Source organism: Mucilaginibacter sp. P4_C11 (assembly GCF_056402115.1).
Genome location: NZ_JBFUIA010000075.1, coordinates 1 through 3,743, shown reverse-complemented (window position 1 = coordinate 3,743; position 3,743 = coordinate 1). Strand labels below are relative to the sequence as shown.

The following is a 3,743-nucleotide window of genomic DNA, read 5'->3' as shown; positions in this document are numbered from 1 at the left end:
CCACATAACACTGCCAAGACCGATAAAATGATTACTTCCAGTAAATTATGCTTCTTATTATTGCCCGTGCGTGGATCGGGTATCCATCTGAAATGATCGTGAAGGGATGTGGGCATATTCTTTTTTACAAAGAAAAAAACTTGAAAGCCTTTTTGACAACCGCAACCCTTAAACTTATCACCTCTTTATCAACATTTTGTTGGCAACACCTCCCGTTTTTAACGTTTCTTATGCGTCAGCCCTGAGTAGTCAGCCCCAAGCCTCAGGTTCAGGTTTTTTGTTTGCCTGCGGATAAATGAGTGCTGCAAAAAATTGGAAGCCGGGCTGCCATCATCGTTCAAAAAGTACCTGTTAATAACCAGGTCATTAAACGAATTAAAGGTGCTATAGGCCAGGTTGCCAAATACGTTGATTTTGTTGTCCCTGAAATTAAAGTTAAAACTATTGATGGTTTTGCCGTACTTGCCTTGGGTATAATTCATGTTAAGCCCACCGTTAAACCCTTTTGCTTTATTCCTTTTGATGCGGATGTTGATTACTCCGCCGTTCCCTGCGGCATCGTATTTGGCTGGCGGGTTGGTCATTAATTCAACCTGGTCGATAGTTGATGCCGGTATCGAGCGCAGGTAGTTCTGCAGATCTATCCCTGATAAGTAGGTGGGCTTATCGTCGATATAAATCTTCACGCTGCCGCTGCCGTTAAGGCTGATCCCCCCATTCTGATCGACGATTACGCCCGGCGATTTATCAAGCACATCCATAGCCGTATTGCCACCATTACCAATCATGGCATCTACGTTTACAACCGTGCGGTCAATTTTGTGCTCAACCAATTGCTTTTGGCCAACAACGGCTACTTCTTTTAATTCTTTACCGGCAAGCTGCAAAATAATATCCGGCAGTACTATATCTTTTTCAAACGTAAAAGGTGCACTCTTATAATTTTGATAGCCTATCATGCTAACGGCCATCTTATACTGTCCGGCTTTTAAATTTTTTAAAATATAAGTCCCCGTAGCATTTGCCACACCTGTTTTTACCAGTGCCGAGTCTGTAACCTTATATAGGTAAACTGTAGCACCATCCAGCGGTTTGGCATCGGTGCTTTTAATTTTACCTGTTATCGTTATCAATTTTTGGGCGTTTACCAAAGTCGAGGCAATAGAAAGCCAGGCGGCTAAAAAAGCTGCAATTGTTAATTTCATATTGATGGGTGCTAAGAGGTTTCTTTTAGGTTGATCTGTTATTTAATCTTAAATATTTTTCAAATTTTGGGCATGGCAATACCCGTTCGCCTGTTTGGGGCGGGTTAAAATTCATGCAGTCAGGATAATTTAGTGTTAAGTCAACAGTACTAAGTCGTAAGCCTAAAGTTGATTTTTTCTTCTTTGACCTGGAACTAAGGCTTTTGGCTAAAGACTATCCGTCATTTTATCGATGACACGACACTAAGGCTTGTCGGTGGTGGTTACTTTGGTATCGGTATCGTAATTATTATACAACGTCCATTGGTTTTTGCCGGTAACGGGCACATACTTCTTCTTGTATTTCTGGAAAACATCATCCGGCTGTTTTACACCGTTAATGATCATTTCACTTTGGCTAAGTTTAAAAGAAACCTTAGGGGCATCAGCATCAATCAACCCGTCCTTTTTCAATTCGGCAGTAACCACCTCGCCTATACTTGGTTCGGTTGGTGCATGGTAAGGTTTATAATCGGCTTTGTACACTGACTTATAGTCTTGTTTATTATAGCGCTTGCTGCCATAACTATAAGCGTTATTTGCAGGCGCAGTTGGTTTTGTAGTTTGCGTTCTGCTTTGATTAATAGAATCGGCTTTTGCCAAGTCCTTTTGTTCATCAAGTTTGCTTAGTGTTCCAAGACCACCATGCAATCTGCCTAATTTACCTTTTAGGGTATCCAATGGTTTCGCTTTAGCAGGCGTATCTGCCAAAATCGGGGCAGTTGCCTTTAAAGACGCGGCAAGTGTTGCTTTTGCTTCTTTATTGTTTTCACCTGGTTTTAAATCAGCATGATGCGATGAGGTATCATCTTTAGGAAACAGTTCTTTTTTTACAGAAACAACCGCGTGAGATACCGTATTGCTGGTATTAATCAACATTTTATCAATCCTTTTGGCATTGCTAAAAGCCATAGTGAGCAAGCCGGCGCTTAATAATAACACGGCCAAAACAGAGCGTTCGCGAATATTAAGACTGTGGTTATTGCCCGATGCCATACGTTTAACCCTGTTAATCAGCTGATCGCGCTTGCCTGGAAAAGCCATGGCGTAGGCCGGTGCCGATAGCTGGAATTCCTGGCAGCTTACCAGGGCCCTGATGTAGTTTACCTTGCTGCTTGTTTCCTGTACGGCTATATCATCGCAGCAGTTTTCCCGCTCGGTACGGATCAGGGCCGACAGCCATAGCACGGCCGGGTTAAAAAAGAAAATGATCTCGATGAAGCTTTGTAAAAGGTTTATCAAATAATCTCTCCGGCGGATATGGGCCAACTCGTGTACTAGGATAGCTTCAACTTCGGCAGGCGGTAAGGCAATTAGTAAACCAACCGGGATCAGGATCAATGGTTTCAAGTGGCCAATCACCATAGGTACTTTTGCTATGCCCGATTCGGCAATACCTATCATTTGCTTTATCCCCAATTTCTGCGACAACAAAGCAACCCGTTGTTGCCAATATTTATCAACCGTAAAAACAGACCTACGCCGCAAATGATGCAGTCCCTGTAGCCCGGCCAATAGCTGGAGGCTGCGCGCAAAAACCACCAAAAACCATACGAAAGCTATAGGTTGGACATGGGTGTTCACATAGTTTATACTCTTATCAATTACCGAACCTTGCGTAAACCCGGCTACCCCCAAAACAGGCAGATGCGGTGTTTGATTATTTGAATTGTAGCCGGCCGGTGATATTTTACCTGCTGCTGTTTGGTTAACTTCCCAAATGAATGTACCTATGGCCGTTAAAGCAAACAACATCAGTGCGCCTACCATTAACGTGTAGCGTTTTGCCGCTGCTTGCCTGCGGGTAAACACCAATATAAGGCTGGTGATTACAGCAAGTATAACGCCCTGCCACAACGAGTGCAGCAGCGTGTAGCTTAAGGCTGTGGTGAAGCCCCGGGGCAGTAATTCATTCAGGTAAGTCATGGTTTATTCCTCCAGTTTTCTTAAAATTTCTTTGATCTCCTGTAATTCCTGGTCGCTTGTTTTTTTGTTGCCCAGCAATTGCATTACCAGCTTACTTGCCGATCCTTTGTACATCGAATCAACAAACTTATCCAGCAAATGCGACTTGGTTTTTTGCTCCTCTTCGGCCACGCTGTAAATGTGCTTCATCTGGCTTTCGTCCCGGTTAAGGATACCTTTATCGGCCATAATCTGCATCAGCTTCAGCGTGGTAGTATAATTTACCTCTTTTTGCTTCAGCAACTCATCATTAACCGCACGAACTGTTGATGGGCCTTTTTCCCATAAAACCTGTAATATTTCCAGTTCGGATTTTGTAGGTTCCAGTTGCTTGTTTTGTTGTGTTTCACTCATAACAATTCAAAGGTAGGAATATTTTCGTACGAAACAAATTTTAGGTAATAAATTTTTCGTACCTTTTGAAAAAGGTGTATAAATGTGCCAGGAAGTTTATAAAAATAAGATATAATTGCCAAAAATAGTTGGTAGAATATTTGTAATCGACTGTAATAAAGGAATATACATCAAGCAAAT

At 42.3% G+C, this 3,743-nt stretch carries 3 protein-coding genes; all 3 read right to left on the bottom strand.

Annotated elements, in window-relative coordinates:
* Positions 1-218 precede the first annotated feature (218 nt).
* The 3 genes from AC1DU2_RS30745 to AC1DU2_RS30735 all read right to left on the bottom strand — a co-directional run bounded on the left by AC1DU2_RS30745 (position 219) and on the right by AC1DU2_RS30735 (position 3,563).
* Complete coding sequence (locus AC1DU2_RS30745) at positions 219-1,205, bottom strand: TonB-dependent receptor (RefSeq protein ID WP_477389440.1); 987 nt, start codon at positions 1,203-1,205, stop codon at positions 219-221.
* A gap of 243 nt (positions 1,206-1,448) precedes the next feature.
* A complete protein-coding gene (locus tag AC1DU2_RS30740; RefSeq protein WP_477389438.1) occupies positions 1,449-3,170 on the bottom strand; it encodes a M56 family metallopeptidase in 1,722 nt (573 codons plus the stop codon).
* Between the two features lie 3 nt (positions 3,171-3,173).
* A complete protein-coding gene (locus AC1DU2_RS30735) occupies positions 3,174-3,563 on the bottom strand; it encodes a BlaI/MecI/CopY family transcriptional regulator (RefSeq protein WP_147052007.1) in 390 nt (129 codons plus the stop codon).
* Positions 3,564-3,743 lie beyond the last annotated feature (180 nt).

Excerpts from the sequence above, each read along its gene's own strand:
- AC1DU2_RS30745 (WP_477389440.1), bottom strand. The coding sequence starts at position 1,205 with ATGAAATTAACAATTGCAGCTTTTTTAGCCGCCTGGCTTTCTATTGCC.
- AC1DU2_RS30735 (WP_147052007.1), bottom strand. The coding sequence starts at position 3,563 with ATGAGTGAAACACAACAAAACAAGCAACTGGAACCTACAAAATCCGAA.
- AC1DU2_RS30740 (WP_477389438.1), bottom strand. The coding sequence starts at position 3,170 with ATGACTTACCTGAATGAATTACTGCCCCGGGGCTTCACCACAGCCTTA.